Here is a 1790-nt window from a genome sequence, read left to right as displayed (position 1 = left end):
CTCCCCCCCCCCGGGGCGGCGACATCTGCGGGCCTGATGACGGCGATCACGTCGGCGGGACGAAAGTCTTCGCCGGGTGTTGATGCCGATCTTTACCCTGTGCAAAGATGCAGGCGTGGAAACGCTGCTGATGCTTCCTGGTGCGCCGGGAAGTCTGGTCGGCAACTGTCGCCGAGCCGATCCGGAAAACAGATGCCACCACCTCAGCCCGACCCGCAGGATCACGAGACAGTCGGTGCCGCACTAGCGGGCGGCGACGAGTCGACCCTGCTGCAAGAGCCCCAAGAAACGGCTTCGTCCTCGAGACTTTCCGTCCGCCGGGAGAGCGGAGGACGCCTTCCGCCGCGACTGGAGTTGCATCTCGCGGGAGAGCTCGACGCCGACACCGCGCATGCACTCCGAGAGCATCTGGCGGTGCTCGCCGCCCACTCCGCCGGTGGCTTGCTGGTGCTGGACCTGTCGGGCATCACCTTCTGCGACTACCCGGGTCTGTACACCCTGCTGAGTATTCGCCGGACTCTGCCCCTGGCCGGTATCGACGTGCAGTTCACCCGAGCCAGCGCGGTACTCCGGGCAACCGCGGAGCGGGCGGGTCTGACCACCCATCTCGCTTTGGGGGGCGCGTCCTGAGTACGGGCCCGTGGCCGCCTCCGGAGTCGGCAGGAACCCACGCACCCGATGTTCTGAAGGGCGGAGCGACCTCCGCCGCGTGCCCGAGGGGCTTTGTCGACCGGCCCGGCGGACCGGCCGTCGAACGGCGGCGCCCCGCGATTCTGAACACCGGCCCGCTCGGCTTCGGCCAGACCCTCCCCCGCACCGGTCCTGAAAGCCCGTCACCGCCCTCACCCCGCCCAGGGGAGTACCGACCGATACCCGTGGCCCCCGCCGACTGTCACTCCGGGGCGAGGACTGTGACGCACATCACGCCACCTCGTGCAAAATTTGCCTGCTGCAATGATCCGGGGGCTCCGCACATCCGTACCTCTTGTCGTCCGCACTCCTCTCGTCCGGAGGCACCCATGCCCACATCGCGCAGCAAGATAGGAACGGTCTTCGTGGTCGGCGCTCTCGGCCTGACCCTCAGCGCTCTCGCCTACCCGGCCATGCTCGGCATCCAGACCACATCGAGCGACACTTCCCGCATCATCGCCAACACCCAGTTCGGCCCGCTGACGGAGGCGGACCGCGACTTCGTCGTCAAGGTCCGCGCGGCGGGCCTGTGGGAGTACCCCCTGGGAGAAATGGCCATGGAGAAGGGCTCGACGCCGGAGATGAAGGAGGCCGGCAAACACCTCATCGTCGGGCACGCCGGTCTGGACGCGATGTGCCTCAAGATCGCGCCCATGTTGAACGTCACGCTGCCCAATCAGGCCAGTCCGCAACAGCAGCAGTTCGTGGCGACCTCGGCGGCGGAGTCCGGCAGGCAGTTCGACAGCACCGCCGCCAACATCATGCGCGTCACCCACGGCCAGATCTTCCCGGTCATCGCGAAAATCCGCGCGACCACCAGGAACACCCTGGTCCGTCAGCTCGCCGACCTCGCCAACGACACCGTCCTGGACCACATCACCGTTCTGGAGAACACCGGCGTGATCAACGGCGAACTGGTCAACTTCCAGCAGTCCACCCCGCCCAAGCTCCCGAAGGACCAGCTCACCCCGCCCCCGCCCCAGCCCGGCGCCCCCGTCATCGTCCTCGCCGCCCGCCCTGACCTCAACGTCAACACTTCGTCCCCGACGCCCAGTCCGTCAGCCGGATGATCGTTCGGTGCCGGCGCCGTTCCGTCGGCC

2 protein-coding genes are annotated in these 1790 nt (G+C 67.8%); both read left to right on the top strand.

The features are described from left to right. The first annotated feature begins 354 nt into the window (after positions 1 to 354). Positions 355 to 630, top strand: coding sequence for an STAS domain-containing protein (locus ACN6LD_RS05750; protein WP_445034324.1), 276 nt, complete (start codon positions 355 to 357; stop codon positions 628 to 630). Between the two features lie 389 nt (positions 631 to 1019). Then, on the top strand, positions 1020 to 1760 hold the full coding sequence (locus ACN6LD_RS05745; protein WP_107446381.1) for a DUF4142 domain-containing protein: 741 nt from the start codon (positions 1020 to 1022) through the stop codon (positions 1758 to 1760). The last annotated feature ends 30 nt before the right edge of the window (positions 1761 to 1790 follow it).

It is taken from the genome of Streptomyces sp. SAS_272 (assembly GCF_052543235.1).
This window is presented reverse-complemented; position numbering and strand designations above follow the sequence as displayed.

Coding starts and splice junctions, on each gene's coding strand:
- ACN6LD_RS05745 (WP_107446381.1), top strand. CDS start 1,020: ATGCCCACATCGCGCAGCAAGATAGGAACGGTCTTCGTGGTCGGCGCT.